Source organism: Neorhizobium sp. LjRoot104 (assembly GCF_964253725.1).
Taxonomy (GTDB): domain Bacteria; phylum Pseudomonadota; class Alphaproteobacteria; order Rhizobiales; family Rhizobiaceae; genus Neorhizobium.
On record NZ_CAXURS020000001.1, the window covers coordinates 3,462,606 to 3,487,388 of the forward strand.

The 24,783-nt window shown below is 58.6% G+C and carries 20 protein-coding genes, 2 tRNA genes and 1 pseudogene; 11 read left to right on the plus strand and 12 right to left on the minus strand.

Annotation, left to right across the window (positions count from 1 at the left end):
* Positions 1 to 99: 99 nt before the first annotated feature.
* Positions 100 to 2,811, plus strand: a complete 2,712-nt coding sequence (secA, locus tag ACSQ8R_RS17140) for a preprotein translocase subunit SecA (protein WP_436254489.1) — start codon at positions 100 to 102, stop codon at positions 2,809 to 2,811.
* A gap of 78 nt (positions 2,812 to 2,889) precedes the next feature.
* On the opposite strand, the gene ACSQ8R_RS17145 is transcribed toward secA, so the two are convergent.
* Positions 2,890 to 3,795 carry a LysR family transcriptional regulator gene (locus tag ACSQ8R_RS17145; RefSeq protein WP_436254490.1) on the minus strand — a complete coding sequence of 302 codons (906 nt, stop codon included), beginning with the start codon at positions 3,793 to 3,795 and terminating at the stop codon, positions 2,890 to 2,892.
* Positions 3,796 to 4,013: 218 nt separating this feature from the next.
* Here ACSQ8R_RS17145 and ACSQ8R_RS17150 point away from each other — a divergent pair, with 218 nt between their 5' ends.
* The 3 genes from ACSQ8R_RS17150 to ACSQ8R_RS17160 all read left to right on the plus strand — a co-directional run bounded on the left by ACSQ8R_RS17150 (position 4,014) and on the right by ACSQ8R_RS17160 (position 8,278).
* Positions 4,014 to 5,474: an MFS transporter gene (locus tag ACSQ8R_RS17150; RefSeq protein WP_436254491.1), complete on the plus strand. Its 1,461-nt coding sequence runs from the start codon at positions 4,014 to 4,016 to the stop codon at positions 5,472 to 5,474.
* A gap of 111 nt (positions 5,475 to 5,585) precedes the next feature.
* The gene (locus ACSQ8R_RS17155) at positions 5,586 to 6,998 is read left to right on the plus strand and encodes a lipopolysaccharide biosynthesis protein (RefSeq protein ID WP_436254492.1); all 1,413 of its coding nucleotides are present in this window, start codon (positions 5,586 to 5,588) and stop codon (positions 6,996 to 6,998) included.
* A 53-nt stretch (positions 6,999 to 7,051) separates the two neighbouring features.
* The gene (locus ACSQ8R_RS17160; protein ID WP_436255506.1) at positions 7,052 to 8,278 is read left to right on the plus strand and encodes a GNAT family N-acetyltransferase; all 1,227 of its coding nucleotides are present in this window, start codon (positions 7,052 to 7,054) and stop codon (positions 8,276 to 8,278) included.
* On the opposite strand, the gene ACSQ8R_RS17165 is transcribed toward ACSQ8R_RS17160, so the two are convergent.
* Positions 8,279 to 9,913, minus strand: a complete 1,635-nt coding sequence (locus tag ACSQ8R_RS17165; protein WP_436254494.1) for an AMP-binding protein — start codon at positions 9,911 to 9,913, stop codon at positions 8,279 to 8,281. It abuts the gene before it with no gap.
* A gap of 132 nt (positions 9,914 to 10,045) precedes the next feature.
* A complete protein-coding gene (locus ACSQ8R_RS17170) occupies positions 10,046 to 10,684 on the minus strand; it encodes a hypothetical protein (protein ID WP_436254495.1) in 639 nt (212 codons plus the stop codon).
* A gap of 242 nt (positions 10,685 to 10,926) precedes the next feature.
* On the opposite strand from ACSQ8R_RS17170, the gene ACSQ8R_RS17175 reads away from it, so the two are divergent.
* Positions 10,927 to 11,011: transfer RNA gene (locus ACSQ8R_RS17175), tRNA-Leu, on the plus strand.
* A 95-nt stretch (positions 11,012 to 11,106) separates the two neighbouring features.
* On the opposite strand, the gene ACSQ8R_RS17180 is transcribed toward ACSQ8R_RS17175, so the two are convergent.
* Together ACSQ8R_RS17180 and ACSQ8R_RS17185 are read right to left on the minus strand one after the other, a co-directional pair.
* Positions 11,107 to 12,198 (minus strand): tyrosine-type recombinase/integrase, encoded by a 1,092-nt coding sequence (locus ACSQ8R_RS17180; protein WP_436254496.1) that lies wholly within the window; start codon positions 12,196 to 12,198, stop codon positions 11,107 to 11,109.
* A pseudogene (locus ACSQ8R_RS17185) lies at positions 12,198 to 12,418 on the minus strand (helix-turn-helix transcriptional regulator). The gene ACSQ8R_RS17180 and the pseudogene ACSQ8R_RS17185 overlap by 1 nt, the downstream one beginning before the upstream one ends.
* A 309-nt stretch (positions 12,419 to 12,727) precedes the next feature.
* Between ACSQ8R_RS17185 and ACSQ8R_RS17190 the strand changes: the two are divergent.
* Positions 12,728 to 14,128: a hypothetical protein gene (locus tag ACSQ8R_RS17190; protein ID WP_436254497.1), complete on the plus strand. Its 1,401-nt coding sequence runs from the start codon at positions 12,728 to 12,730 to the stop codon at positions 14,126 to 14,128.
* 323 nt (positions 14,129 to 14,451) lie between these two features.
* Here ACSQ8R_RS17190 and ACSQ8R_RS17195 read toward each other — a convergent pair whose 3' ends face one another.
* Genes ACSQ8R_RS17195 through ACSQ8R_RS17210 form a run of 4 tightly spaced genes read right to left on the minus strand, consistent with a single transcriptional unit; the run spans position 14,452 to position 16,384 of the window.
* Positions 14,452 to 14,703 carry a hypothetical protein gene (locus tag ACSQ8R_RS17195; protein ID WP_436254498.1) on the minus strand — a complete coding sequence of 84 codons (252 nt, stop codon included), beginning with the start codon at positions 14,701 to 14,703 and terminating at the stop codon, positions 14,452 to 14,454.
* A 32-nt stretch (positions 14,704 to 14,735) separates the two neighbouring features.
* Entirely contained in the window at positions 14,736 to 15,029 is a 294-nt protein-coding gene (locus ACSQ8R_RS17200) for a hypothetical protein (protein WP_436254499.1), read from the minus strand.
* 15 nt (positions 15,030 to 15,044) lie between these two features.
* On the minus strand, positions 15,045 to 15,632 hold the full coding sequence (locus ACSQ8R_RS17205; protein WP_436254500.1) for a hypothetical protein: 588 nt from the start codon (positions 15,630 to 15,632) through the stop codon (positions 15,045 to 15,047).
* Positions 15,629 to 16,384, minus strand: coding sequence for a hypothetical protein (locus ACSQ8R_RS17210; RefSeq protein ID WP_436254501.1), 756 nt, complete (start codon positions 16,382 to 16,384; stop codon positions 15,629 to 15,631). The genes ACSQ8R_RS17205 and ACSQ8R_RS17210 overlap by 4 nt, the downstream gene beginning before the upstream one ends.
* A gap of 378 nt (positions 16,385 to 16,762) precedes the next feature.
* Here ACSQ8R_RS17210 and ACSQ8R_RS17215 point away from each other — a divergent pair, with 378 nt between their 5' ends.
* The 3 genes from ACSQ8R_RS17215 to ACSQ8R_RS17225 all read left to right on the plus strand — a co-directional run bounded on the left by ACSQ8R_RS17215 (position 16,763) and on the right by ACSQ8R_RS17225 (position 19,119).
* Positions 16,763 to 17,233 (plus strand): hypothetical protein, encoded by a 471-nt coding sequence (locus ACSQ8R_RS17215; RefSeq protein ID WP_436254502.1) that lies wholly within the window; start codon positions 16,763 to 16,765, stop codon positions 17,231 to 17,233.
* A gap of 440 nt (positions 17,234 to 17,673) precedes the next feature.
* Positions 17,674 to 18,522: a hypothetical protein gene (locus ACSQ8R_RS17220; RefSeq protein WP_436254503.1), complete on the plus strand. Its 849-nt coding sequence runs from the start codon at positions 17,674 to 17,676 to the stop codon at positions 18,520 to 18,522.
* Positions 18,523 to 18,654: 132 nt separating this feature from the next.
* On the plus strand, positions 18,655 to 19,119 hold the full coding sequence (locus ACSQ8R_RS17225; protein ID WP_436254504.1) for a hypothetical protein: 465 nt from the start codon (positions 18,655 to 18,657) through the stop codon (positions 19,117 to 19,119).
* Here the strand turns inward: ACSQ8R_RS17225 and ACSQ8R_RS17230 are convergent.
* Positions 19,109 to 19,744, minus strand: coding sequence for a recombinase family protein (locus ACSQ8R_RS17230; RefSeq protein WP_436254505.1), 636 nt, complete (start codon positions 19,742 to 19,744; stop codon positions 19,109 to 19,111). The two genes, ACSQ8R_RS17225 and ACSQ8R_RS17230, sit on opposite strands and share 11 nt — an antisense overlap.
* Positions 19,745 to 20,135: 391 nt before the next feature.
* On the opposite strand from ACSQ8R_RS17230, the gene ACSQ8R_RS17235 reads away from it, so the two are divergent.
* Complete coding sequence (locus ACSQ8R_RS17235) at positions 20,136 to 22,370, plus strand: NACHT domain-containing protein (protein ID WP_436254506.1); 2,235 nt, start codon at positions 20,136 to 20,138, stop codon at positions 22,368 to 22,370.
* Positions 22,371 to 23,262: 892 nt separating this feature from the next.
* On the opposite strand, the gene ACSQ8R_RS17240 is transcribed toward ACSQ8R_RS17235, so the two are convergent.
* Positions 23,263 to 23,339: transfer RNA gene (locus ACSQ8R_RS17240), tRNA-Arg, on the minus strand.
* Positions 23,340 to 23,599: 260 nt separating this feature from the next.
* Here ACSQ8R_RS17240 and ACSQ8R_RS17245 point away from each other — a divergent pair.
* Positions 23,600 to 24,115, plus strand: coding sequence for a disulfide bond formation protein B (locus tag ACSQ8R_RS17245; protein ID WP_436254507.1), 516 nt, complete (start codon positions 23,600 to 23,602; stop codon positions 24,113 to 24,115).
* A gap of 55 nt (positions 24,116 to 24,170) precedes the next feature.
* On the opposite strand, the gene ACSQ8R_RS17250 is transcribed toward ACSQ8R_RS17245, so the two are convergent.
* Positions 24,171 to 24,728, minus strand: coding sequence for an HNH endonuclease (locus ACSQ8R_RS17250; protein ID WP_037081734.1), 558 nt, complete (start codon positions 24,726 to 24,728; stop codon positions 24,171 to 24,173).
* Positions 24,729 to 24,783: the final 55 nt, after the last annotated feature.

Genomic DNA, 24,783 nt, shown 5'->3' on the forward strand with positions numbered 1-24,783 from the left:
GAGTTTCCGGGCGTGACGGGTCATTTTATCGGCATCAGAAACCGATGGTTCGACCGGTCCTTCGCCCCCATGGGACAGATTTCAGAAAGGACCATTCGTATGGTCAGCCTTGGCGGCATCGCCCGCAAATTGTTCGGTTCGGCAAACGATCGCCGCGTGCGCAGCTACCAGCCGACCATCGACGCCATCAATGCGATCGAGGAGAAGACCAAGGCTCTCTCCGACGAACAGCTTGCCGGCCAGACGGTGGAGTTCAGGAAACTGCTCGCCGAAGGCAAGACGCTCGACGACATCCTGATCCCGGCTTTTGCGGTCGTGCGCGAGGCGTCCCGCCGCGTGCTCGGCATGCGCCCGTTCGACGTGCAGCTGACCGGCGGCATGATCCTTCACGATGGCGCGATTGCCGAGATGAAGACCGGCGAAGGCAAGACGCTGGTGGCGACGCTGCCCGTCTACCTGAACGCACTCGCCGGCAAGGGCGTGCACGTGGTCACCGTCAACGACTACCTCGCCCAGCGCGACGCCCACACGATGGGCAGGCTCTACGGTTTTCTCGGGTTGACCACCGGCGTCATCGTCCATGGCCTCAACGACGACGAGCGCCGCGCCAACTACGCCTGCGACATCACCTACGCCACCAATAACGAGCTCGGCTTCGACTATCTGCGCGACAACATGAAGTACGAGCGCAGCCAGATGGTCCAGCGCGGCCACAATTACGCGATCGTCGACGAAGTGGACTCGATCCTGGTCGACGAGGCGCGCACGCCGCTGATCATCTCCGGCCCGCTCGACGACCGCTCCGAACTCTACAACACGATCGACGCCTTCATCCCGGCGCTGGTGCCGGAAGACTACGAAATCGACGAAAAGCAGCGGTCCGCCAACTTCTCCGAAGCCGGCACCGAAAAGCTCGAAAACCTGCTGCGCCAGGCCGGCCTGCTCAAGGGCGAGTCGCTCTACGACGTCGAGAACGTCGCGATCGTCCACCACATCAATAACGCCCTGAAGGCCCACAAGCTCTTCACCCGCGACAAGGACTATATCGTCCGCAACGACGAGATCGTCATCATCGACGAATTCACCGGCCGCATGATGCCCGGCCGCCGCTATTCGGAGGGCCAGCACCAGGCGCTCGAAGCCAAGGAAAAGGTGACGATCCAGCCGGAGAACCAGACACTCTCCTCGATCACCTTCCAGAACTATTTCCGCATGTACGGAAAGCTCGCCGGGATGACCGGTACGGCCCAGACCGAAGCGGAAGAGTTCGGCAACATCTACAAGCTCGAAGTGGTCGAAGTGCCGACCAACCTGCCGATCCAGCGTATCGACGAGGATGACGAGGTCTATCGGACCTTCGACGAAAAGTTCAGGGCGATCATCGAAGAGATCAAGCAAGCCCACGAGCGCGGCCAGCCGGTTCTGGTCGGCACCACCTCGATCGAGAAATCGGAACTTCTGGCGACCATGCTGCGCCAGTCCGGGTTCACCAACTTCCAGGTGCTGAACGCCCGTTACCACGAGCAGGAAGCCTATATCGTTTCCCAGGCCGGCGTGCCGGGCGCGGTGACGATCGCCACCAACATGGCGGGCCGCGGTACCGACATCCAGCTCGGCGGCAATATCGACATGCGGCTCGAGCGCGAGCTCGAAGGCATGGAGCCGGGTCCGGAACGGGACGCAAAGGAAGCGGCAAGCCGCGAAGAGGTGAAGCAGCTCAAGGAGAAGGCGCTGGCCGCCGGCGGTCTCTACGTCATCGCCACCGAGCGCCACGAAAGCCGCCGCATCGACAACCAGCTGCGTGGCCGCTCCGGCCGTCAGGGCGACCCCGGCCGCTCGAAATTCTACCTGTCGCTCCAGGACGACCTGATGCGCATCTTCGGCTCCGACCGCATGGACAGCATGCTGCAGAAGCTGGGCCTGAAGGAAGGCGAGGCGATCGTCCATCCCTGGATCAACAAGGCACTCGAACGCGCCCAGAAGAAGGTCGAAGCCCGCAACTTCGACATCCGCAAGAACCTTCTGAAATACGACGACGTCACCAACGACCAGCGCAAGGTGATCTTCGAACAGCGCATCGAGATGATGGATTCTCCGGACGTCTCCGAAGTCGTGGAGGAAATGCGCGCCGAGGTGATAGAGATCCTCGTCACCAAGCACATTCCGGAGCGCGCCTATGCCGAGCAATGGAATGCGCCGGGCCTGCGGGAAGACGTCGGCCGCCTTCTCAATCTCGACCTGCCGATCGAGGACTGGGTCAAGGAAGAAGGCATCGGCGAGACCGATATCCGCGAACGCATCACCGAGGCCGCCGACAAGGCCGCGGCCGACCGCAAGGAGCGTTTTGGCGCCGATATCATGACCTATGTGGAGCGCTCCGTGCTGCTCCAGACGCTCGACCACCTGTGGCGCGAGCATATCGTCAATCTCGACCACCTGCGCTCGGTCATCGGCTTCCGCGGCTACGCCCAGCGCGATCCGCTGCAGGAATACAAGGCGGAAGCCTTCGAGCTGTTCCAGGCCCTGCTCGCCAACCTGCGCGAGGCGGTCACCGCCCAGCTCATGCGCGTCGAGCTCGTGCAGAACCCCGAGCCGCCGCAGCCGCCTGCGATCTACGACGAACAGCACGTCGATCCGACCACCGGCATCAACCAGGTGACCGGCCTCGACAGCGAGAACTTCATTGCCGCACCGGAAGACCGCCGGCCGGAAGATCCCTCCACCTGGGGCAAGATCGGCCGCAACGAGGCCTGCCCCTGCGGGTCCGGCAAGAAATACAAGCATTGCCACGGCGCCTTCGAACAGGCCTGAGGCATCTGCTGAAACCTGATGATACGAGCGCCGCCTTCCCGGGCGGCGTTTTCGTTTCCGCCTTCCGGAGGGAACGGATCAGCCGCCGGCTGGAACTCCGCCGCAGACTTCCCGAACACATGTCCGCAGCCACCGGTGAGCCGGATCGGCATCGAGCCGCGGATGCCAGAGCAATGATACAGTGATCTCGGGCACCGCGACCGGCAGGGAGAAACTGAACATTCCGGCACGCAAGTTGCCGCTGTGCCGCTCGGGAATGCTGGCGATCAGGTCCGAGGACCGGGCGAGAACCAACGCCGTGGCAAAACCATCGACGATCGTCACGATCCGCCGTTCCAACCCCGACGCAGCCAGGATCTCGTCGATCGCCCCTTTTTCCAGCCCTCTTCGCGAAACCAGGATATGACCGCCCGCCGCGTATCGCCGAGCCGATATCTCGCCCTCGCTCAGCGGATGCCCGCTGCGCACGACGCCGATGAAACGGTCCCGGAACAGCGCCTGAGCCCGCACTTCCGGACCGATCGTCCCTTCGACAACCCCGGTTTCCAGATCGACGCTTCCGTCGCGAAGCGAGGCGCTGTCCTTGTCCGACTTGCGGACGAAACGCAGCCGAACGCCAGGCGCCTGAGCGCCGACACGGACGATGAGGCCGGGCCCGAAATTCTCGACGAAACCCTCGCTGGTGCGCAGCGTGAACGTTCGGACAAGCTTACCGAGATCGAGCAGCTCGACAGGCCGCAGGACCGCTTCCGCATTCCGCACGAGCCCGCCGACCCGTTCGCGTAGCTCGATCGCCCGTGGCGTTGGCACCAGGCTTCGGCCGGCTCTCACCAGCAACGGGTCACCGGTCGTCTCACGCAATCGCGCCAGCGCCCGGCTCATGGCGGACTGGCTAAGCTGCAGCCGTTTGGCCGCCCGCGCCACGCTGCCTTCCGCCAGCAGGACGTCGAGAGTGAAAAGCAAGTTGAGATCGGGTCTGGACATGCGCGCAGGATAACACAGGCTCCCCAATATGACATGGCGTTCGACGCATTTAATTGATGCAAACGATGCGCCTTTCGCCATGTCTGTCCGTGAGATAGCCATCGAACAGCAATTTCTGGAGGTTTTCCCATGGTACCCGCACGACGAATGCCCGCCATTTTCAGCGTCGCAAACAACCTCGCGAAACCGGCCGCGAAATCGGCGGAGGGCGAAAAACGATGACCTCCGCCGCCCACGATCCGGTTCCGCAATCGGCAGAACGGACGAGTACCTTCCGTGGGGCGCTCGCCGGCCTTTCGCTCTCGATGTTGCTCTCTTCGCTCGGCACCAGCGTCGCCAATGTCGGCCTGCCGACATTGGCGCAGGCGTTTGACGCCCCCTTCCAGCAGGTTCAATGGGTGGTCATTGCCTATCTTCTCGCAATCACCACCCTGATCGTCAGTGTCGGGCGGCTTGGCGACATTTCCGGGCGCCGCCGGCTCCTGCTCGCCGGGATCATCCTTTTCACGGCAGCCTCGCTCGCCTGCGGAATTGCTCCGACGCTGGGGTTCCTGATTGCCGCACGGGCAGCGCAAGGTCTCGGAGCCGCCGCCATGATGGCGCTCACCATGGCTTTTGTCGCTGACATATTTCCCAAGGCACGTACGGGCGCCGCCATGGGATTGCTCGGCACCATGTCGGCAATCGGCACCGCGCTCGGCCCTTCCCTGGGCGGCCTTCTGATTGCCGGCGCCGGCTGGCGGACGATCTTCCTGATCAACGTGCCGCTGGGCCTGCTGGCGCTCATTCTCGCCTTTCGTTACCTGCCTGCCGATCTTCGGCGCGAAAAACCGGACCAGAGACCGGGCTTCGACATTGCAGGCACGCTGCTGCTTGCCATGGTGCTTGCAGCCTATGCACTCGCCATGACCGTCGGCCGCGGCAGTCTTGGCCCGATCAACGCCGCTCTGCTGCTGCTGGCTGCCGTCGGAGCCGGCCTGTTTATTCTTGTCGAGGCGAGAGCGGCGTCGCCCCTGATCCGACTTGCGATGTTGCGCGATCCAACCTTGAGCACGGGGTTGATAACCAGCGCGCTTGTCTCGGCGGTGATGATGTCGACGCTGGTGGTCGGACCGTTCTATCTCTCGCGTTCGCTCGAACTCGATACGGCTCTGGTCGGGTTGGTGATGTCGATTGGGCCGGTTGTTTCCACATTCAGCGGCGTGCCGGCCGGCCGGCTCGTCGACCGTCTGGGCGCGGCGACCGCGGTCATTATCGGTCTTGTCGGAATGGTGGCCGGCTCGCTTGCCCTCACCCTGCTTCCTGAAACGTTCGGCATTGGTGGTTACGTCGCTGCCATCGCGGTACTGACGCCCGGCTATCAACTGTTCCAGGCAGCCAACAACACCGCCGTCATGCTGGACGTCGGTGCCGAGCAGCGCGGCGTCGTTTCCGGTCTGCTCAACCTGTCGCGCAATCTCGGCCTCGTCACCGGCGCTTCGCTGATGGGTGCCGTGTTCGCAATGGCCTCGGGAACGGGCGATGTCGCGACGGCACCGCCGCAAGCCGTGGCCGCCGGCATGTCGCTCACCTTCGCGATTGCTGTGGGGATGATTGCCGTCGCACTCGCGATTGCCACCCTGCACCGTGTTGTTCCGGCCTTCCGCAAGCTTTTGACCGGTTCTTCCGGGGAGCCCTGAAGTTCACAGTTCGTGAAGTCATCGACGCCTGGGCGAACCCTTTCTTAACCCTGCTGTGGCAACACTTTTGTCCATTGTTCCCGTCGTCGTTACGAGTATTGCGTGCCCATCATGGCGGTTATCCAAACAGCGGAAAGATTGCTTCCGCCTGGTCTGAGGACCCGGCTGGCACCGCTGACCCGCAAGCTCGAAAAGATCCTGACCGACAACGACGAGACGGCACTTGCCCAGCGCCGAGCCCTGACCGCCTTCGTGATCCGCATCGCCAGCGCCGCCATCGCCTTCGTGTCGCAGATCGTGCTCGCCCGGCTGATGGGCGAGTTCGAATACGGCATCTTCGCCTTCGTCTGGGTCCTGGTCGTGCTCGCCGGCAATCTCTCCTGCCTCGGTTTCCACACCTCCGTCATCCGTTTCCTGCATCAGCACAAGGCGCGGGGCGAGGTGGCGACGGTGCGCGGGCTCAATCTCGCCGTCCGCCTCGTGGCGCTCGTCTCCGCAAGCACGGTGGCCGGCCTCGGCTTCCTGTTCCTGCATGTTTATGGCCACACGGTCGAGGCCTACTATCTCGTGCCGGTGTCGCTCGCCTTCTTCACCATTCCGATGATCGCGCTCGGCGACGTGCTCGACGGCACGGCCCGCTCGAACGGCTGGACGGTGACGGCGCTCTCGCCCACCTACCTTATCCGCCCGACCCTGATCCTCGCCTTCATGCTGGCCGCCCTCTGGTTCGGTGCGCCGCACACCGCCGTCACCGCCATGGAGGCGGCTCTTCTCGCGACCTATGTCACGACGCTCTTGCAGCTGCTGCGCCTGACGCTGCGCCTGCGCCGGCTCTACGGCGCCGGTCCGATGCAGTTCGAGATCGGCGCCTGGTTCCGTTATTCGCTGCCGCTCTTCCTCGTCGACGGCATCGGCTTCCTCCTGACCAATGCCGACGTGGTCGTCGTCGGCCTCTACCTGCCGCCGGATCAGGTCGGCATCTACTACGCCGCCGCAAAGACGATCGTGCTGGTGCAGTTCGTCTACTTCTCCATCAAGGCCGCGGCCGGCCCCCGCTTTTCCGCCATCATGGCGGAGGACGACATGACGGCGCTGGCCGCCTTTGCCGGCCAGACCGCGCGCTGGAGTTTCTGGCCGTCGCTTGCCGTCGGGCTCGCCGCGCTGGCATCCGGCGAACTGCTTCTGTCGCTGTTCGGCAGCGCCTTCACCGCCGGCTACTGGCTGATGGCGATCCTGTTTTGCGGCATCCTTGCCAAATCCATGGTCGGCCCCGGCGAGGTGCTGCTCAGCATGGCCGGTCGCCAGAAGCTCTGCGTCCTGCTTTACGCCGTGACGTTGTCGGCGAGCATCGGCCTCAATATCGCGCTGATCCCGCGCTTCGGCCTGACCGGCGCTGCGATGGCCACGGCGACGGCGATGATGATCGAGGCGATCCTCTTGCATATCGCAGTCCGCCGCACCCTCGGCATCGTGCTCTTTGCATTCGCCGATCCGACGCCCTCTGCTCCTTCAAAGGCTTCCTGACCATGGCGCAACCTCCGTTCAGCAGCGAATTCGAGGGCAATGGCGGCGATCGGATGAGCATGATCCAGGCCTTCCGCACGGAGCGGCCGGATGCCGACGCGCATCTCGAGGTCGGCCGGCCCGGCCGCGAACTCTGCCTCTATCCCGCCGCCTTCGGTTACGACCTGCAGGAAGAACTCGAATTCCTCTCCAACCGCGCGCTCGAGCCGAACATCTTCTTCTCCGCCAGGCTGCTCGCCCCCGCCATGCCGCGGGTCGAGGACAAGCAGGTGCGCCTGGCGCTGATCCGCGACGAAACCGGCGCACGCAGCCGCATGCGCCTGCTGATGCCGTTCACGGTCGAAAAACCGGGGTTCTCCGTCGGCGCCTCGATCATCCGCGCCTGGGCCAATCCCTTCGGCCCGATCGGCACGCCGCTTGTCGATGCGGAAGACAGTGCCGAGACGATCGACAATCTTTTCGACGCCCTGAGCATGCGCGAAGCCCGCCTGCCCTCCGTGCTGGTCATGCCGGACGTCCGGCTCAACGGCCCGTTCGCGCAGCTCGCCAAGGCGGTCGCCATCGGCCGCAACCTGCCGGTCACCGTCACGGATCCCAATCTGCGGCCAATGCTCGAAAGCCTGCTCGACGGCGAGTCCTATCTGAAACACTCGATCTCGTCGCACCACTACCGCGAAATGCGTCGCCTGTGGCGCAATCTGGGAAACAGAGGCTCGCTCAGCTATTCGGTCGCCCGCCAGCCGGAAGAGATCCGGTTGCGGATGGAGGAATTCCTGGCCCTCGAAGCCAAGGGCTGGAAGGGCCGCAAGCGCTCGGCCCTGATCAACGACCGCTACCGCGCCGCCTTCGCCCGCGAAGCGATCACCAACCTTGCGGAAATCGACGCGGTCCGCATCCACACGATCGATTTCGACGGCCGCGCCATCGCCTCGCTGATCGTCTTCATCATGGCCGGCGAGGCCTATACGTGGAAGACCGCCTATGACGAGAGCTTCTCCCGCTTCTCGCCCGGCAAGCTGCTGATGGTGAAGCTGACCGAATGGCATCTCGAAGACGCCAACATCATGCGCACCGACAGTTGCGCCGTTCCCGATCACCCGATCATGAGCCGTTTCTGGGAAGAGCGCGAGGAAATGGGCACGCTGGTGATCGGCCTGAGGCAGAATAGCGACCGCGACGTGCGCCAGGTGGCGGCCCAGCTTCACCTCTACCGCAACACCCGCAACATGGCCCGCATGCTCCGGGAAAAGATCATGTCGCTGGCCGGCCGTTCGGAATAGCTACTCGGCGGCCGCCTTGTCGCGCAGCAGCCGGCGGATGACCTTTCCGCTGGTGGTCAGCGGGATGTCGTCGACGAAGGCCACTTCGCGCGGATATTCGTGCATCGACAGCCTGGTCTTCACCCAGTCGCGGATTTCCCCGGCAAGCTCGTCGCTTGGGCTATAACCCGGCGCCAACGCGATATAGGCCTTGACGATCTCGGTGCGGATCAGGTCCGGCTTGCCGACCACGGCAGCCAGCCGCACCGCCGGATGGCCGCTGAGGCAGTCCTCGATCTCGCTCGGCCCGATGCGGTAGCCGGATGACGTGATGACGTCGTCGTCCCGCCCGACGAATTCCACATAACCGTCGCGATCCTTGCGGCCGAGATCGCCCGTGATCAGCCAGTCGCCGATAAACTTGGCTGCCGTCGCCGCCTCGTCATTCCAGTAGCCGAGGAACATCACCGGATCGGGTCTGCGGATGGCGATCTGGCCCATCTTGCCCACCGGCAGCTCGATGCCCCGGCCGTCGATCACCCCCACGTGATGGCCAGGCACCGCCCGCCCGATCGCCCCGCCGCGCGACACGCCGAGATTGGCGGCCGAAGACAGCACGAAATTGCATTCCGTCTGGCCGTAGAATTCGTTGACCGTCAGCCCCAGCGCCACTTTGGCCCAGTCGTAGGTCTCGCGGCCGAGCGCCTCGCCGGCCGATGCGATCGTCCTGAGCTTGAGATCGTATTTTTCGAGCGGCCTTTCGACCGATTTCAGCAGCCTGAGCGCCGTCGGCGGAATGAAGGCGTTGCGCACGTCCATCTCGGACATGATGCGGAAGGCCATGTCGGCATCGAATTTCTGGGCCGGCGACGAGACGACCGGAATGCCGAGCATCAGCGCCGGCAAAAGCACGTTGAGCAGGCCGCCCGCCCAGGCCCAGTCGGACGGTGTCCAGATCCGGTCGCCCTCCTGCGGCGCGAATTCATGCGCCAGCTGGAAACCAGGAATATGGCCGGCCAGCACCCGATGACCGTGCAGCGCCGCCTTCGGCGGGCCGGTCGTGCCCGAGGTGAAAATCATCAGCGCCGGATCGTCCGGCCCGCTATCGACGACCTCGAACACGGGAGGATGGGCGCTTATCAGCGCATCGAGCCCCAGAAGACCCTCGCCGGCCGGCGTTTCGCCCGTGACGATCACATGCCGCAGCTCCGGCAGCTTTTCGCGCAGGTCCGCGAGCCGCGACAGACCGAAGGGATTGGTGACGACCGCCACCGCACCCGACGCCTTCAGCCGGTATTCCAGCGCCTCGGCCCCGAACAGAAGAGCCAGCGGCAGCGCGATGCCGCCCATCTTGTAGATCGCCACATGGGCGATGACCGTCTCGAAACTCTGCGGCAAAAGCAGCGCCACCCGATCGCCGGGCTTGAGGCCGAGCGCCACGAAGGCATTGCCGAGCGAAGCAGACCGCCCGGCCAGCTCGCCATAGGTCAGCGCCCGATGATCATCATCCGGGCTGAAATGCTGGAGACAGACGCGCTCCGGAAATTCTTTCGCCCAGGCATCGCTGACCACCTCCCCCATGTTGAATCGCCGTGAGATTTCCCAGGCGAAATCGTCGAAAAGGTCTTCATAGGTGGTGCGGACAGGCAGTTTCATCGGCAGCGCTTCTATTTTTGCTGCACCAGCTAACATCCGGGATGCCAAAAATACAAGGGGGACATCGGAGGGGACCTGATATGGCGAAGCCCATCCCCTTCAGCGGAGACGGGCTTCGGAACATCCATCCGATCAGCGCGAGGCGCTCATCCGCAGCATGCGGCAAAGCGACACGAGAGCTGCATCTCCGCCGCCGGAGGCGATATCGGCGCAACGGTTGAGCAGATTGCGCTGCTCGCCGTCGGACATCGCCTGGAAGGCCTGCAGCTGCGGTCCGGTAAGCCCTCCGGCACCCGGAGCGCCCGTGCCGCCGACTGCCGCGGCGCCGATCCCCGTGCTTCCGAGGCCGAGCAAACCAGCCTCCGAAGCCGCGCCGCGTCCGCCGCCGATCGACGCCGTGGTCCCGGCATCGATGCCAGCGCCGGTGCCGAGCGTGGCCCCGGCGTTGACGCCGTTTCTGCCTCCAAGCGAAACGTCAGCATCGGCGTCGAGCCCGCCACCCCCGCCGACATTGGCTTTGGCGTTCGCCCCGTCACTGCCGCCCGCCGACACATCGACATCCGCCACGCCGCTGCTGCCGCCGATACCGACACCGGCATTGACGCCATCCGCTCCGCCGACCGAGACGTCGGCACCGATCCCGTCGCTCGTATTCACATCGGCACTGACACCGTTCTCGCCGCCGACCGACAGGCCCTGCGCAAGGCTCTGCCCGGCAAAAGGCAGGGCGATGCATCCGGACAGCAACAGTACACGCCACGATTTCCGCATGATAATCTCTCCTTCCAAACCCCGCACCATTGCCGGGCCTCCAGGACCGAATACGTGGGCGGCGCGCATGTTTCAGAAGACACTAAACAACGACGATATGCCGTTAAGGCAAGGGAAAAATCCACATCCGGCTGTCCTGATCCGGAACAATCTCTGGCCCATCACGCATGCGGGATTGCAGCCTCACTTCATCCTTGCATGCCGGTGCGACACCGTGATAGAGCGCATACCGCTACCCGAGTGCCCCGTTGGCGGAATTGGTAGACGCGCCTGACTCAAAATCAGGTTCCGAGAGGAGTGCTGGTTCGATTCCGGCACGGGGCACCACCACATCGTTTGACCGTTGATATCATTGCGAAAAAAGGCATTGTTTGCACGAGCCTTGCCTAACAGGGTCTTTCTTGGACAAAAATGTTCTCGTTTTAGGCTTTGTTAGAGCCGCTTTCGTCGTCGTCTAAAAGCAATATGGCGCTACGAGCCATCCGTCTTTGGCTGGCGCCCTTCGTGTAGTTCGCCACCTCCTTCAGTGTCTGATGGCCGGTCAGCGCCTTAATCTGACTTTCCGTCGCGCCGTTTTCTGCGAGCCTCGCCGAAGCACCCTTACGGACGCCATGGGCACTACAGTGGGGTAATCCTGCGAGATCACATTGTGTCCGGAACCAGTTTCCGAAGCCGGCCGCAGTGAAACCCTTATTAAATTCCGTCACGAGAAAAGTAAGGTCCCCGCAAGGCGTAGCATCTATGACCTTCTGAAGCTGTGGATGGATCGGTATTTCGAGCGTGATTGGCTTCTTTTCCCTGCCTTTGTGTTGAGTGAATTTGATCACCCCCTCGCGCACGTGTTGTTTGCCAAACTGCACGATATCGCTACGACGCTGAACCGTGTAGAGCAGCAGAGCGAGAGCTAGGTGCGGCTTCGTTCCGATAGGATGGAAATCCTTGAATTGAGAGAATTCACTGGCTGTCCAAGAATGGAAGCCATCTCCTTGGGGACTAAAAAATCCAACGTCTCTGGCCGGATTTGAGGACATGTGTTCAACGTCCTTTGCACATGCCCAAGAAAACATAGCACGCAAAGCTTTGACGCGGCTGTTTGCAGCTTCACGTTTATCAGCCTTACGATCTCTTAAAGTCCGAACCGCCTTCGCGTTGAAGGCCTCAAGGGGGATGTCCTCAAACAACCGGTCGGCACCTGGCTTGATTGGTTCGGCCCACATGTGCTCGAATATAAGCCGGCGGACGTGCTGGGTACGTCCGCTCAGGTGCCGATATTCCGCCGACTGAAAATACTGCTGGCACAACCAGCGGAACGTCCCTTGGTTTGCCATTTTGGGGCCTACAGGCACGGTCAACGATACGCCATTTAACGCATCGTAATATGCCTTATTAAACTCGTCACTGCCGGGGACGCCGGGAAGGCGCACCTTTTTTTGTCCGACCTTCCGAAAATAAAAACGGAGCTTGCCGCCCGTCCTGTCTTCAACGACGTATTTTTTGCTGAACTTCCGAGGCATTAGACTTCAGTGCCCCACTCGTTGTTGTCAATCATGGTGCCACCGGGAAGACGAGAGAATGCCGCGTCGAGCGCCAAGCGATCCCATATAGTCCGCCCGTTCACTCGCTTCGCGTTTGGCATCCGGCCATCCTTCACCATTTGGTCGAACAGGCTTGCGGAGACCCCAATATAGTCGGCCGCCTGCTGGCGGTTTAGCCCCCGAATGGTGGGTATGACACAGGTCGAGATAGTCAGTTTCTTGGATTGCATGAGTTGCTGCTGAGGCATTTTATTTGACCAAACCCAATCCACCTACAGGCGGCTAATCAGTTGATATTGCTGGACAAACAATACACGAATACCAAGCAATTTCAACGATTATGGCTTGATATTGCAGACTTTCGGTTGCAACATGTTGCACCGTTTTTCGGTTTGCGTTGCTGGCTGACCGAGACGACCTGCGTGGTTGAAGGTCTTTTCATCTCTCTGTCCTACATAGAAGATATTGGCCACCGCCCTTTCTAAAATCATGTCTGCGGGAAGCGATTATGGCGTTCATGGACGAGTTGCTGGATGGTATCCAAGTCTACGCCGAGACGGCGAAGGAAGACCGTTTTCAGTTCTCCGCGCGTAGGTGGACGTTCACAGGTACACATGCAGAGTTCCGCACCTTCAGTGAGGTTCTGAGCGAGATACATGTCATCGACGGTGAACCCCGGAAGATTTTTAATCGCCAGAGCGGTACGGAAGGCTACGCACCACGCTGGTTGATAGCGAAAGGCCGTGGCGGTGCCGGATACATTACTCCAGCAGGTTATCCACTCTTCTCAGGTACGCTCCGAGGATGGCAATCGCGGCAGCGATGGGGAAACGACGACGAGTATAGCTGGACACTCCAAGCGGACCTGTCTTTGAACCCTACACGCGCTGTTTTACATCAACCGATAACTGCGGAAGCGGACAGTGCTGGAGGGCCCGCAAACGATGACTTTAATTTGTTCGCGCTCAGTCGCCCAAGGACTATCGGGGCAATACCAATCGTGCGAGGCAACAACCTCTTACCTTGGACGCCCTATGCCGGACCAGATGTCGGCATCAATGAAGAGCACGTGCCGTTCCTGCCCGGCGAATGGAGTGAGAACGTCGAACGCTATATTGACCGCACCCTAAGTGTGCTGGATGAACGTATCAGCGCCGCCGCGTCCATGGCGTTGGGCTATGATGTAGACGTGGTCCGCAACGATCAACGGTATATTTTGCACGTACTTGAAACGTATTGGGAGTTTCACGACAACAATCCCGTGGCAACAGTTGCACAGATCGAGAAGGCAATGCGTTCGCTTGCTGGAAAGTCCACTGTGGCATGGGAAGCAATAGACGACGCCGCACGTGCTATTTTTCGGCACCAGAACATCGAGCTTGGCACGGAAGATAATTCGCCGATAGTGAAAATCTACCCAGCCAAGGGAGTTATGGTCAAAGCCTACGCAAAGGCCACTGACCGTATTCGGTTTGAAGTGGAGCAATCGAAGACCTCAGCTGATTTTGACGGCCACGGCATCAGCAGTGAAGACGATAGCGGTATACTGCAATGGATTAACGTAGCACGCGAGCAAAGCGCGTCGCGTTTAAACAGAGTTATGTGGGGCTTGCAGCACGTTCTACAGCCATGGACAGGCAACAGCCGGGAAGCTAGCTACTTCATCAATGAAATCCGGTCCGTAGTCCGCGACGAGGTAGCAGCAACAACGCTGACGCAGAGCCTTCTTCAACACGGGCACATCGAACGGCAGCACATGTCGCCCTTCTCGGAAGCGATCAATGCGCTTGAAAAGGCAAAAGTCATTTACAAGGTCACGGATGCTGGACAAAGCACCATCTACCACGTGACCGGTATCTTCAGAGACGCCTTGAGAACCTATTCACGTGTCTTCAGGGATGACGGTTAACGGTGGCACTTTCCACTTATTGCAACAAGTTGCATGGCTGGGCGGACTGTTCGACTAACTGTTTAGGCATTGCGCTGGGCAAAGCCCTTTGTGCATCAGGGTCGGGGAAATGTCATATGTCCCACATCGAGCAACTAGGGGCTTCCTTATGGCCCGGCGGACTTGTACGCCGGGCCCAAGCCGCGAGATGTGGGACCGCATAGCGCCCCGGCCCCCTCCGTGTATTGCTATTCTGCTTGTGGCTTCGGTATGGCCGCTTGACCTCCTTGAACCTCTGCGAGGCCGAGGGCGATCATTCGACACTTGAAGCGAATACCCCAACATCAACGCCCGGACGGCATCGCCTCGACCATCTTACTTGCGTAGTCGCTGATACCCTCCAGCTCGTTTTCCGAAACGCCCTTCGGCTCCCTGCAAAGCTGGTGGGCAACTTCCAATGCTTTGTCGCTGTCTTTACGGGCTTGTTTATGCAATGTCACCGCCGCCCTTCCGATCAGACAGGCAGCGTAATCATCACTGGCGTCGGCTTGTGCGGACGTGGCGGCTAACATGACACCTAAGATGGCGGTGACCACATGCCCTCCGTGTCGGCAAATGATGCTCGCGCTCACTTTCTTTCGGTTTTCCGCTGATAGGGACTACCTGTGGCCGCATGCGTTGGCTCGGACGCCTCGAAGGCCGCTTTCATCTCGGGGATGGCCGCCAAATGACGCTCAATGCGCAGGAACCCTTGTGCAATCAAGCCGAGAAGCAACATGAAAAACCCGAGGCTTTCCAAGGCGGCGGAAAGAATAAGGAATAGGTCGGCTTGGTCGAGGCGGACGGTAAACGCCAGTCCGGTGAGCAGGATGCCGCCAAGAATGCAGACTTTGCCGAGACCGGCGACAGGATGAGAAAACATGTTAGCTCCTTGCGGCTATTCCGCCGTTTGTGGCTGGCGGTAGATTTGATGATGGGGAATGGAAGTGCGCTCGGGGATTGGAGCGCGGGTAAAGATGTCGGCGATCTGCGGCCCGTGCTTGGCTCGTAGCGCACCCGCGAGGTCTACGGGCACCATAGGCAGCCGAGCGAACCATTCTTCGCCTGTGATGGCGTATTCGTCCACGATGCGCCGCCATGCGTCCGGTTGCCGGAAACGACGATGGAGCAGCAAATGAACGCTTTGGCTAATGGTGTACGGACGCCAGTCGTAATAATCTTCACTGTGCAGTTGTAGCCGCTCGGTTTTACCGGAGATGCAACAGATTGCACCGCGCGCTGCCCAGCCGTTGTCTATAAAGAAATGCATGAGTTGCCAGCCGCGAACACGCTCGGCGTGAACGTAGCCATTGTATTCTGGCAAATTACCCCACAGCCATCTCCTCAGACGTCTCACTTCAGCGATGATCGCTGTAGTGGGTTCTGGCCTTTCGGCGTCCGGCCCAGCAGTCGACGACACTAGAGCGGCGCCTTCCGCCGAGGGAGCAAATTGCTTTGTAACATGCGTGAACGCGCTTTTGCTCATTTGGCAAGCGCGTCTTCGGTAAGCGCGGGGTGCGGCCAGACAGATGGCTCTGCCTTCGGAGGCGGGTTCCGTTTTGCTTCCTCGTCTTCCAACCGGCGCTTTTCCCAAAACTCCGCCTTTACGATGTCATCCACATACCAATCACATTCCGGGCGTTTTACATTGAGGGCTTCGGTCAGCCCTGTGGTGTCAAACACGACGGTTGTCGGATTTTTATTATAGGGCTGAATTTGCAGCACGAGCCGGTTTGCGGCTCGAACCTTTTCCACAAATTTGACGTCATCGCTGAGCTGGGACGTGGTCCGGTCATCCAGAACCAATGTGTCCTCTGTAACCGGCTTTCCGTCACCAATTCGATAAGTGATCGGTTTTAGCTCGAATTGCTCGCCCGGCTTCTCAAAGTTGTTGATTTTCTGACCACCGAGAAATTCATTCCATTGGACGTGAACCCATCCACTGTCTCTCGTGCAGGCGATAACAATTGTCACATTGCCATCTTCTGCCCGCAGGCGAACCCTAGCGATTTTGCGATCCGACATCGGATCGACAGTCTCTGATAGGCTCCACTTACCAAAGTTTACCGGTTTTACAGGAACACGGTCTGCGACGCTGTCCGGAGCGGCCGCAGCCGTTTTGGAACCGCTCCCGTTGATCGGATCACAAGCTGAGAGACCGAAAGTCACCGCACCTGTCAGCAAAATCCGTGAGGGGATCGCTATCCATCCCGCCCTCGACTTATTCTTGGAAATCATCCCGCTCCCCATTAGGGGCGGTTATCGCGGTACGTCCCCGCGAAATCTTGCCCCTTCGATCTCTGGTGATCGGGGAGTTGGAAAACCGTGTAGACACGATCCCTACGGCCTTTAGTTCGGAGAACCTGTTGCATACGCCGCAAGCTCCCCGACCATAGGTCGAAGAGTGGTGCCATTCAGGTCGGCACACATACCTGTCTACAAGGGGTTTCCACGCCCCAAGGCAGCACGTACCGCCCCATTGCAGATGTGCAAAACTTCGGCCGTTCTGTCAAACCCTCTTGTAAAGGATCGGACGACCGCATGAGTGGAGCGGGTCTGAGCCTCGGACAGGTCTTACGGCCTTTAACCAGTGAGCGCAGCAACTGAGAGAACGCGATGCACGAGAAATTCCGAGCCTTCGTAGATGGTCTTCACCCGAAATTCGAAAAGCTGATTAACATGCCGCCCGTCTCGGGTGGCGCTTTGATCAACGATATGCCCAAACGAGGCGTCTACCTCTTCAGTGAGGGCGTTAATCATCTTTATGTAGGCCGCACCAATCGCTTGCGGAGCCGTTACGGTGATCATTGCAGGCCAAGTTCCGACCACAACAGTGCGCCGTTCGCTTTCAAGCTGGCGAGGATTGCGACGGGCTTCACGCAACGATCCTATAAAGCTGGTCCTTTGAGCCGCAAAGGCTTATCGGCAAACGTGGATTTCCTCGCCGCATTTATTGATGCAAAAGCCCGTGTGAGAGCCATGGATTTTAGATATGTTGAGGAGGTCGATCCGAACTCTCAGTGCTTGTTGGAAATCTACTGCCATGTGGCACTTGGCACCCCCCACAATGATTTCGACAACAACTGAGCTGGAAGTTGTTCCAGCCTAACAGAAATCTGGCCCCATACCGCCATTAGTGCCGCCATCCAATTCAGGACCTAACACCGAGAACGCTATTGGGAGAGGCGCGCCTATTCCTAGCTTCCGAGCGTTTTCGCTTGCTCCCTGGCCTGCTAGGCTGAGCATTCGAATACCCTGTTCCTTTGCACGGGCAGCCTTTGGCTTCCGGCCTTTGTTTTTGCCCGCGGCCTTCGCGACTTTGTTCCATACAAATCCGCACAACGGAAGCCGCGACAATTCAGCATCCAGACCAGCGGCATCCAGAACCAACGGATGCCGACTACTAACACCTCCAAAAGTTCCCCTCATCCGGTATTGACGCAGAGACATAGCGAAGGCACCATAAATTAGGCCTCAACGCACAGGCCTGTGTGCCCACCACGCGAAGCCATGCAGTGCGATGTTTTATGATCAGACTGACACCGTTCCTTTGGACGGGTCCGGTCGGCAGTGGGCACCCGATTGGGTTCGTTTTTTCTCAAAAGGAATGGATCATTATGGCCACTGAACCTCTCGACACCCTAAAGCTTATCGCCAAGCGGCTCGCTCGGGCGCAGCAGCTTCCTCATATCGCCGCCTTGGAGATCGTTGCCTGTGAAGCGGGTAAATCAAACTGGCGCAGCCTTGCCGAGGCCTACAAACAAGGCTGGCGGCCCAGTCCCCAAAAGTTAGAAAGCCTTAAAGCCAACATCGGAACTCAGTCAGTACCCGGGGCAAGGAAGAATGCCAGCCCTCACGGGCTGGGTGAGGGCCTTGTCTTCAGCCGCTGCGTGCCTGACCACGTCGAGCCTCTGGAGGCTGATGAAATTCATGGCGAGCTTGACGGCCATACGTTCTATTTAGTCGGCAGCGAGTATTCCGTTGCTTTCGGTTCGCAGGGCTGGGAAATAGAGCTTGAGCAAGCACCTAGTGCAAAACCGAAGGTCCGGCGTGTGGGCCTTCGCGCTAAATCCGCCACAGCACTGGACCCCGTGTTTATCGAACGCGCTACGAAACTCCTGACGATCCGCGCACGCCGGATGCATGCCGAGATCGCATCTGACTGGCCGCGTCGGTCAACTCAGCCGGACCATAAAGGCCGTGCCCTACATCCTCTGGGCCGGGGCTTGTCAGCTGAATGGCATTGCCTGCATTGTGACGGCACGCACGATGGCAACACGATGGCGAAAAACCTATGGCATTGCCCGGACTGCGGAGCCTCGCCAATCGACATCTTCCGAGAACCATTCTTTGATGTCATCGAACCCTCGGTATAATCTTCAGCTTCATCCATTGCCCGGCGTCAATCGCCGGGCAAACCGGCAACTTCGCCCACTGGCAGTTCTGGTACAGGATTAGATCGAGGCGTGTGCGGTCAAGGTTACTAGAATTGTCGTTAGGATGTGCCGATGGACTACTATCAAGGAGTTGTTGCCGACTATCTTCGAGCAGACCGGTCCGTTTTTCTGAACACGGAGTTCTGCCTTCAGGTTAATGATGCCCCGAACCCTGACCTGAGTGGCCCGCACTGGTATGTAGATATCCTGGCCATCGATATGGAGCTTCAAGCCATCTTTCTTTGTGAGATAACCTATTCCCAATCGCTTTCCGGGTTGGTGAAGCGCCTCAAAGCTTGGCAAGAGAACTGGGCGAGCATTCCACCTGCGCTGCATCGCGACGCTTCACTTCCCTTCTGGCCGGTTAGACCATGGGTGTTTATCCCCGACGCCTTGATACCGTCGTTGAAGCGACAATTGACCTTGGCTTCAACCGAGGATGAGGACGGGATGCCCGCGCCGGTTATTACCCCCCTTGAAGACACCCAGCCTTGGAACTACCGTTCATGGGATCGCAAAAAGGCTATCACAGGCTAGCAAGTTCGGCAGGCTTGGACTTTCCACGCTTGGCAATTTTTGCAACAGTTGCACGGGATGCGCCGGTTACCGCTTGAATTTGTGACCATGACAATCCAGCTGCAAGCATCGATGCGATGCCTCCGTTGCGTTTCACGTCTTCGACGCGGCCCTTATAACGACCTTCTGCTTTCGCCTTTGCCTGTCCTTGAGCCTGCCTGCGTCTGCGGTCCTCATAATCCTTGCGGGCAACAGCCGCCAGCACATCCAGCATCATCGAATTGATAGCGCTGAACATTCGAGCGGTGAAATCATCTGCGGGGGCAGTGAGCATCCACGACGTTGGAAGGTCGAGCGCGACCACCCGCACCTGCCGGACATCGAGTTCGGCGCGAAGCTTTTGCCAATCCGTCGCGGTCAATCTCGATAGCCGGTCAACCTGTTCGATTAAGAGGATATCACCGGGGCGGGCATCGGAGAGCAAACGGAAAAGTTCGGGTCGCGCGAGCTTAGCGCCACTTTCGTTTTCGATATAGGTGGAAGCTAGTATCAAACCACGTTCAGCGGCAAACGCTTCCAACTGGGCACGGGCCCGGCTCGCATCTTGTTCGTCAGTTGAGGCACGAAGATAAGCTCTTGCCAGCATGCAAACCCCTTCGGTTTAAATAGGATGGTTTACATCATGGGGGTCTGGTTTGAATGGTCAAGAGCTTAAATTGAACCGCTTTAGGGGCGGTTTAGCTAAAGCACACCTGTATCAGACCGATTTGTCAGATCGCCTGCGTTTCTTATCTTGTTAGCGATCGCTACCATCGGTAGTGTCTTCCAAGATGATGATCGGCCCATCCTCAAGAGTATTGCCCCTACTGACCCAATAAACTCCGGACAGAAATTCAGCATAATGCACCAAAGGCGAAACCTCGATCTGACTAGGAGAAATCTGCTGGAGCGGGTGGTTCGCATATCCCCTGTCTTCGATCCAAATGTTGAAAGAACTACCAAAAACGATAGCACTACATGTTTAGCGGGGCAACGTAATGACTAAGAAAGCTGAATGGGCGAGCTTTGAAGATCAGGTTCGCGGGGTTGCAGGACATATCTGGGGAAGACCGTGCAAACCGGCACGCGTGGGGGGAGTTAATCTTGACGGAGTTGTCGTATTAAGCAACGATATACAGGTATTCATTGAGATAACCGAAGATAGAACACTCGGGAAAGTTCGAGCCGACATAACCAAGCTGCAAACGGCTAAAAGCGCTGCGTTTATCTCAGGCACCATGGCGCGCTGTTTTTGCGTGATAAACGGGCCTGTCACAAATGCCATGAAAGAGGCTGGGGCTCCGCATCATATTAATGTGCTTTCCTACACCGAGTATAGCAAGCTCTTTTTTGACTTTGATCAGTATTCTGTTGCGCGGAGTGCCGCGCCATTCGGTAGCGCAATTAACCCCCTTACCGGTCAAACGGATGATACGAAGTATGTGCCTGTGCGGTATACAGTCGATGGAAGGCGAGGTGACATTTCTTCATCGGATGTCGCTGATCTACTTCGCCAAGGGCGTAACATTATTTTACTTGGTGAATATGGAAGCGGCAAAAGCCGCTGTCTCCGAGAAGTATTTCGTCAACTGACTACTTCTGCGGAGAAAGATTTTTGCTATCCCGTAGCAATCGACCTGAGGAAGTCGTGGGGATTGCGGCAAAGTGGTGAACTGATAAGGCGTCACTTCAATGATCTTGGGCTCGATGATCTTGAGGCAAGCGCTGTTCGTGCTTTTCGGGCAAGATCGCTCATTATGCTCGTGGATGGGTTCGATGAGATTGGCTCCCAAGCTTGGAGCAATGATCTTGGAAAGCTTAAAGCCATTCGAGCGAAATCACTCGAAGGCGTAAAGGATCTGGTTAAAAACAACGGTGGAGGATCCTTGGTTGCGGGCAGAGAACATTACTTTGCGACCAATGAGGAAATGTATAACTCCCTCGGAATGGAGGCGACATCTACGATTATTATTCGCTCGAAGAACGAATTTAGCGATAGCGAACTTTTGGAGTATTTTCAAAACAGGGATCTAGATGTCGACATTCCGGCATGGCTTCCTCGTCGCCCACTGATTTGCCAAACTATCGGCGAGCTAGCATCGGACGAGTTCGATGCTATGTTTGGGGAAGATGGCAATGAGATAGCATTCTGGAACCACTTTATTCAGGTGCTGTGCCAGAGAGACGCGAATATCCATATCTCATTCGATAGGGAGACCATTTTTAAAATTTTCGTCGAACTCGCACGCCTGACGCGCGCTCGGGCATCAAATGTTGGCCCGCTGAGTTTACCCGATTTGCAAAGCGCTTTCGAGGCTGTCACAGGCGCCGCTCCGGTTGAGGAAGCTTCAATTCTACTCCAACGCCTTCCCAGCCTAGGGCGTGTTGGCCAAGAAACAGCCGATCTCCAATTCGTTGACATATACATCTTAGATGGATTGCGCGCTAAGGATGTGGCTTCCATTGCGCACGCTGATGAGATCGAGTTTGGGAAAGTCTCTAGCCAAAAATGGCTTAATCCTCTCGGCGATCTAGGGCAAAGGGTGCTCGCGAACGAAAGTTCACTTTCAGAGCGGACAAAACTCAATTTGCTATCTCGCGCAAAGTCGGGCGGCAATATGGTCCTCGCTAGCGACGTATTTGCCTCTCTTCTTCGAGAAAATGCCACAGCAATTGATTTCGAAGGAGTTCAGTTGAAAGGTGCAGAGTTTCTGTATCTTCCTCTTGATGAGCGTGACTTCTCAAATTTTGAAATATCGCACAGCTATTTCGGCGAACTTGCACTGCCTCCAAAAAAGAACAGCGGGGCGAGCCTAGCGCACTGCATCACACCTAAGGTTACCGGGATTTCATCTGCCGCTGCGTTGCCAAAATGGATCACGGATTTAGATGCAGAAGCATACGATAGCGTCGCAAATGTCGCCAAAATCCGTAAGATCGGCCTCAACCCCGCGCAGGAAATCTTAATTACTGTGATCCGGAAAACGTTCTTTCAAAAAGGAGCAGGCCGAAAGGAAGAAGCTCTGTTACGAGGGCTCGGCAAGGTAGCGGCGAGAAGCCTGTCAACACGCATACTTAATCTCATGTTGAAGGACGGTTTGCTTACAAGCTTCAGAGGCGATGAGGGCCAAGTCTACAGCCCTGTTCGAAGCCACACTGGCCGTATGCAGATTTTGCTAAACGAACTAGCTGCCAGCAAAGACCCGTTGTGGGTGCAGGTTTCTGCCATGTAGTTATGCGCAGGGATACGAACGGCAGGTCCAGACGTGGCGTGCACGGACGCCGACAGCTAGCTTAAATCGCAATAGATCGACCTTCCCTCGGAGTTTTATACGCCGGATCGTCCGATAGGTTGGCTATTGCTGTAAATGTGACGTAACGATTTAGCGGAGGTGGGCTTGTTAGGCAATGATCGCATCTCCTATATTCGACTAGGGCTTTGATCGCAGTCGGAGGTTATAGCATTTATGACGCTTATCGCGCTGGGTATCTCACCAGACCCAAGATGCCCGAAGGCGCATTCTCACTATCCTACAAGACCGGCCTGAGGGCGATATTAGTCGGCGTTCCGGACCAAAGGGAGACGCGACGATATTTTGGATACCCAATGCAGGTCACGTTTTATCTAGAAGAAGCTTGGTCATTCTGCTCCCCGCCTAGCGCTTCTGAGAACCACCAAGTCACCGAGTTCATGGGAAAGCGCAATTGGCCGGGAGAAAGTTTTGAAGCGGTATGCAAAAATCAGGGTAGATAAGGACGAGGTCGTTAGGGGGTTGATAACATCCGTACCGAAGCTGTAATCCGACCCGCAGTTTCGCATCAACACCGACGAGCGCATCATTCAGCGACCGGCTCTAGAGCAACTGCAACATGTTGCGTCGCTCACGGGCACTTTGCAAACCAAAATCCTCTGGACACTTTCCCAGAAAGCATAACGATTGCGTGGAAGGCCTTTGTGTCCAGCCATAAAGCAAGTATCTGTTTCAATTAGCTTTCTGCACCCCGGCACGGGGCACCACATCTCTTAAAAGCTTTGATAGGGTTGCGGTCGTCCGGCGCAGTGATGGGCGCGCCGACTCTTCGAGTCGGGTCAGCTAATGAGTTCGGCATCAAATATTGGAAAAATGGCGCACCCGACAGGATTCGAACCTGTGACCTTTGGAATCGGAATCCAACACTCTATCCAGCTGAGCTACGGGTGCTAACCTTGTGAGACGATGACTCGCCTCCGTCCGATGGTGGTTCTTAACTCAGGATCTGGCCCGCATCAATCGCCAATTTGCGATGGGCACAAATCATCCTATGGCGGCAGTCTGTTTTCGTTGCGGTCGCATCGTCGCGGCTTCCGGCCCCGAGGGCGACAAGGCGCCGAGTTCAAGATAATTTGTCTTACCGAGCCGGCACATCTGCTCTAAGTGAGGCCATGGCGTCCAGGCCGGTCGAAATCATTCAGGAGAAGCGCATGGCGCTGACAGCTTCCACACCCCGTTCCCGCATCGGTATCGGCTATGCCATCGTCCTGACGCTGGGCATGGCGGCGACCGTCGGCGGGGCGCTGGCCTTCCAGTATATCGGCGGCTACATCCCCTGCGCGCTCTGCCTGCTGCAGCGCAATCCCTATTATTACGGCATTCCGGTCGGCATCCTGGCGATCGTCGCCTCGGCGGTCGGCCTGCCCGCCTGGGTCACCCGGGCGCTGCTCGTCGTCATCGGCGTGATGATGCTGGTCGGCGCCGGCATGGGCGTCTATCACTCCGGCGTCGAATGGGCCTTCTGGGAAGGTCCCGCAAGCTGCGGCGGCGGCGCGGGCGTCACCACCAATGCCGGCAGCCTGCTTTCGGACCTCAACACCGTGCACGGCCCGTCCTGCACGGAGGCCGCCCTTCGGGTACTCGGCCTCTCGTTTGCCGGCTGGAACGTGATCGCCAGCGTCATCCTCGCCGCCATCGCTTTCGTGGGTGCAAAAAAGGCCGCGTGAGCGGCCTTCCAGAAATCCGGTCAAAAATCCAGTCCCGGGCTCGATCCGCTCCGCCTTACGGCTGCAGTTCCGTATCCCAGTAGAGATAGTCCATCCAGCTTTCATGCAGATAGTTCGGCGGGAACAGCCGGCCGTTGTTATGCAGGTCCTGCACCGTCGGCTGGTAGGGCTTCTGGTGAGGGAACATTCCGGCCTGTTTCGGCAGCTTGCTGCCTTTCCTCAGATTGCAGGGCGAGCAGGCGGCCACGACATTTTCCCAGGTGGTCTCGCCGCCATGGGCGCGCGGGATGACATGGTCGAAGGTCAGGTCGTCGTGTTCGCCGCAATACTGGCACTCGAACCTGTCGCGCAGGAAGACGTTGAACCGGGTGAAAGCGGGGTTACGGGTCGGCTGCACATAGGTCTTGAGGCTGACGACGCTCGGCAGCTTCATCGAGAAGCTCGGCGAGCAGACCGAGTGATCGTATTCCGCGATGATGTTCACACGGTCGAGGAAAACCGCCTTGATCGCGTCCTGCCAGGACCAAAGCGACAAGGGATAATAACTCAGCGGCCGGTAGTCAGCGTTCAGGACGAGCGCCGGCAGGGCCTGCGGGGAGACTGCAATCGTCAAGTGACGCTCCTACCCGATTCGGCATCTGTACTTTCTATATTAGGTCCGTTGTTAC

Coding starts and splice junctions, on each gene's coding strand:
- ACSQ8R_RS17235 (WP_436254506.1), top strand. CDS start 20,136: ATGACTAAGAAAGCTGAATGGGCGAGCTTTGAAGATCAGGTTCGCGGG.
- ACSQ8R_RS17205 (WP_436254500.1), bottom strand. CDS start 15,632: ATGAGCAAAAGCGCGTTCACGCATGTTACAAAGCAATTTGCTCCCTCG.
- ACSQ8R_RS17200 (WP_436254499.1), bottom strand. CDS start 15,029: ATGTTTTCTCATCCTGTCGCCGGTCTCGGCAAAGTCTGCATTCTTGGC.
- ACSQ8R_RS17220 (WP_436254503.1), top strand. CDS start 17,674: ATGATCAGACTGACACCGTTCCTTTGGACGGGTCCGGTCGGCAGTGGG.
- ACSQ8R_RS17210 (WP_436254501.1), bottom strand. CDS start 16,384: ATGATTTCCAAGAATAAGTCGAGGGCGGGATGGATAGCGATCCCCTCA.
- ACSQ8R_RS17230 (WP_436254505.1), bottom strand. CDS start 19,744: ATGCTGGCAAGAGCTTATCTTCGTGCCTCAACTGACGAACAAGATGCG.
- ACSQ8R_RS17145 (WP_436254490.1), bottom strand. CDS start 3,795: ATGTCCAGACCCGATCTCAACTTGCTTTTCACTCTCGACGTCCTGCTG.
- ACSQ8R_RS17190 (WP_436254497.1), top strand. CDS start 12,728: ATGGCGTTCATGGACGAGTTGCTGGATGGTATCCAAGTCTACGCCGAG.
- ACSQ8R_RS17170 (WP_436254495.1), bottom strand. CDS start 10,684: ATGCGGAAATCGTGGCGTGTACTGTTGCTGTCCGGATGCATCGCCCTG.
- ACSQ8R_RS17180 (WP_436254496.1), bottom strand. CDS start 12,198: ATGCCTCGGAAGTTCAGCAAAAAATACGTCGTTGAAGACAGGACGGGC.
- secA (WP_436254489.1), top strand. CDS start 100: ATGGTCAGCCTTGGCGGCATCGCCCGCAAATTGTTCGGTTCGGCAAAC.
- ACSQ8R_RS17150 (WP_436254491.1), top strand. CDS start 4,014: ATGACCTCCGCCGCCCACGATCCGGTTCCGCAATCGGCAGAACGGACG.
- ACSQ8R_RS17245 (WP_436254507.1), top strand. CDS start 23,600: ATGGCGCTGACAGCTTCCACACCCCGTTCCCGCATCGGTATCGGCTAT.
- ACSQ8R_RS17165 (WP_436254494.1), bottom strand. CDS start 9,913: ATGAAACTGCCTGTCCGCACCACCTATGAAGACCTTTTCGACGATTTC.
- ACSQ8R_RS17160 (WP_436255506.1), top strand. CDS start 7,052: ATGAGCATGATCCAGGCCTTCCGCACGGAGCGGCCGGATGCCGACGCG.
- ACSQ8R_RS17215 (WP_436254502.1), top strand. CDS start 16,763: ATGCACGAGAAATTCCGAGCCTTCGTAGATGGTCTTCACCCGAAATTC.
- ACSQ8R_RS17155 (WP_436254492.1), top strand. CDS start 5,586: ATGGCGGTTATCCAAACAGCGGAAAGATTGCTTCCGCCTGGTCTGAGG.
- ACSQ8R_RS17225 (WP_436254504.1), top strand. CDS start 18,655: ATGGACTACTATCAAGGAGTTGTTGCCGACTATCTTCGAGCAGACCGG.